This is a genomic window from Acidimicrobiales bacterium (genome assembly GCA_035316325.1).
Taxonomy (GTDB): domain Bacteria; phylum Actinomycetota; class Acidimicrobiia; order Acidimicrobiales; family VFJN01; genus DASXTK01.
The window spans coordinates 1-3,257 of sequence record DATHJB010000010.1 but is presented as its reverse complement, the minus strand read 5'-3'; the positions used below and the strand labels follow the sequence as shown (position 1 = coordinate 3,257).

Genomic DNA, 3,257 nt, shown 5'->3' with positions numbered 1-3,257 from the left:
GCTGGAGCGCATGCGCGACGAGGACTGGTCGTCCGCCGACATCGACCACGCCCGGCGCTACTACCAGGACCGCGACGCCCCACCGTCGGCCGCGGCGCTCAACCGCTACGTCGTGTTCATGGCCAGCAGGACGACGACGGCGGGCGTCGTGGCTCGTCTGGCCGTCGACCCCGAAGGCGAGTTGATCTCGAAGCCGACGCTCAACCACATCGGGGACATCTCGGTACGGCTGCCCGACGGGTCGAACGTCGCCGTCCGCGACTCTCTCTGCTGGAAGTAGCCGGAGGCACTGAGCGCACCCAAGGTCGATCACACCCCGGAACCCTGGCATTGGAGTATCGACGGAAGTTGGGTCGTCGCCGATGTGAGCGGTCCACGCGGCCGATGGCTCAGAGATTGGACCGCCGTGGCGTGTCGGGGTGCTGGATCACCATGGTCACCGCGGGGTCGTCGGCGTCCTGGGTCGAGTGCTGGGTGTATTGCGGCTGGTAGGGCTCGGCGAACGTGTAGGGGCTCGATGTGACCAGAGCCGTGTAGACCTCCTCCATCCTCGCCTCGTACTGCTCCCAGTTCCCTGCGATCTCCTCGTAGGAGGTGTCGTGGTCGCGGTAGGGGTCAGCGATGGTGCCGATCCCGCGGTCGAGGGTGGGCTTGCAGCCGGCCAAGGTGTCGCGCGCCACGGTCATCTCGGGCAGGACGCCGGCCTCGTCCTCGGTGGCGCCCAGGCCGAAGGAGAAGGTCAGGTCCAACGCGGGATCGTCCTCGGTCCCCGGCTCCATGGATCCTCGGATGATGATCGGGATGTCCCACCGGAACACCTTGTTGAGGCGGCTGGTACCCCCGTAGCTGGTGGAGGGGCATTCGAGGGTGTGCCCGGCGACGTAGAGCTCCTCCGAGCCCTGGGCCAGTGCCCAGCCGGGCCCGTGCTCGTAGCTGAAGACGGCCGAGCCGGTGACCTGCCCGTCGCCGTCCACCAGCAGCAGGCCCCGGATCTCCCCGAAGGCGACCTTACCGTCCTGCTGGCGGCCCATGATGCTGTGGCCGGTCCAGCCCACATCGCTGGTGTTCGGGTACGGCCGCAGCGGCTCCAGCTGCCCCGGGAGCGCGGCGGACACCGGGTGGGCGCCCTCGAAGGCCATGTCGACGCGGTAGGGCAGCACCATCACCGCGTCCTCGAAGTCCTCGGTGTCCGGGTCGTCCGGCTGGACGACCCGCAACACGTTCTCGATGTCGATCGTGCCGTCCTCGTGCAGCCACAAGGGGAGCATCGTGCGGATGTCGGCGGGCCGCAGATCGGGCCGCTCGGCGAGGACGGCGGCGACCAGGCCCGACACCAGCCCGGCGGCCGTCGACGTGCCACCCTCCCGCGCCGTGTAGGCACCGCCGGGGACCGGCAGCAGCATCTCGGCGGCGGGCGCCAGCACGTCGACGTCGGGCCGGTCCGGCGTGCACACCCAGCGATCACGGTCCTGGTCGTGCCCACCCACCGAGATCACCGTGTCGAGGACCGCCGGCCACTTGCGGGCATCGGGCGGCTCGTCGCAGTAGTCGGCGCCGCCACCGTTGTTGCCCGCGCTTGCCACGACCACGACGCCCTGCTTCTCGGCGTAGTCGGCCCCGGCCTGGATGTCGTCCGGGCAGCTCTCGAAGGGCCCCAGCGTCCGGCATCCTGCGCTCACCGAGAGGTTGATGACGTCGGCACCGTTGTCCACGGCCCAGACGATCGCCTCGGCGATGCCGACGTCCTCCTTGTTGATCGGCAGGATCGTCGACCCGGGGGCCATCCCGGGGACGGCCGTCCCCGGTTGCCCGGCGATCATCGAGGTGACGATGGTCGCATGGAGCTCCGGATCGTCCAGCCCGCTGAGGCTCTCGTCGCCCAGGTTCACCCCTTCGAGGACGGACGCGCCGTCGAACACCGGGTGGGTCGCTTCGAGACCGTCCATCTCGATGACGGCGACGGTGACCCCTTCGCCGGGGCGCTCCCACGGCAGCTGGTCCTGCCCCATCGCCGCGAGCTGCCACGGCGCAGCGATGCCCCCGCCGTCACTGTCGCTCTGGTCGGCGGTGGCAGCGGTGCCCAGGTTGGCCGACAGCAGCACCCGGTCCTCGGTCGGGTCGAGCTCGCCGGCGTAGGCGTCGTCGATGAGCGCCTGGGCCGCCTCGACCGATCCGACCGGCACGGTCTCGATCTCCGGCGGATCACCCTCGTAGACCAGAACGACCTCGAGCTCCTCGTCCGGCGCGGCGACCTCGTCCTCTGGGGGCACCTCCACCTCGACGCCAGCCGCCTCGGAGACCGCACCCTCGGCGGTCGCGCTCACGGTCAACTCGTGGACCTGCCCGGCCGGCCTCGGCGCAACGACGAGCGTGCACTCGGCCTCGCAGATGGACGCGGGAACCTCGACCGTCACGTCGCCGTAGCCCACCTGGTAGCCCGGGATCTCGTCGAGCGGGTCCCAGCCGAGCCGGACCTGACCATCCTCGACCGGCTCGGCGGTCAGGCCGGTGACCTCCACATCCAGCGCAGCCGGTTGCGGCCCATCCGGCGACGGGCCCCGGGGGTCGTCCGGCCCGTCGTCTCCACCGGAGCAGGCCGCCAGCACGAGGACGAGCGCTGTCGGGACAGCGATCCAGCGAGCCCGGACACAGCTCCTTCCCCAGCGACACCACATCCAGAGGAGCCTAGGAGCGAACAGGGACCGGACGAAGCCACCGATCGGGAGCTGGACGACCACCGCCAGCGGTTGCCACGCTTCCTGATCATCTGGGCTGCTGACAGCTCGACTCAGTAGGCCCCGAAGGAAGCTGGTCTCACGACGCTGGCCAGGGCCGGCGGTGGCATCCCAACGGGAAGCCAGAAGCAACCGTGCAACAGCCCCGTCCCGCCGCCGGCCGTCCCCGCCCCCGTCGGCCCCCACCGCCAGGCGATCCTCGAAACCCGCCGCCCCCTACCACCTCGCCGCAACGCCGAGATGTTCGGCAACGCTTGACGGCTGAACCGCCGCTGACCTCGTGCTGAGCTCCGCGGCTGGTACGCGCCTCCGCGAGGCGTGACGACGGAGGCGTGTGATCATCGCGCCGGCCATCAGCAGCAGGGATTGGTTGGTGATGGCTGGTCGGCGGGCGGTTCTCGCTGGTGTGCTAGCGGGTGAGCAGGGTCTCGGTGTCGAGCCGGGCCAGCTTGTGTGGGTTGCTCACGGCGTAGATGTGGGAGATGCGACCGCCCTCGACGGCGAGGCAACCCACACAAGCTG

The 3,257-nt window shown here is 70.3% G+C and carries 2 protein-coding genes; one reads left to right on the top strand and one right to left on the bottom strand.

Annotated elements, in window-relative coordinates; genetic code table 11:
• The coding region (locus tag VK611_00920; protein HMG39851.1) for a hypothetical protein at positions 1 to 280 on the top strand (280 nt) is incomplete at its 5' end.
• A gap of 109 nt (positions 281 to 389) precedes the next feature.
• Here the strand turns inward: VK611_00920 and VK611_00915 are convergent.
• Complete coding sequence (locus tag VK611_00915; GenBank protein ID HMG39850.1) at positions 390 to 2,519, bottom strand: S8 family serine peptidase; 2,130 nt, start codon at positions 2,517 to 2,519, stop codon at positions 390 to 392.
• Positions 2,520 to 3,257 lie beyond the last annotated feature (738 nt).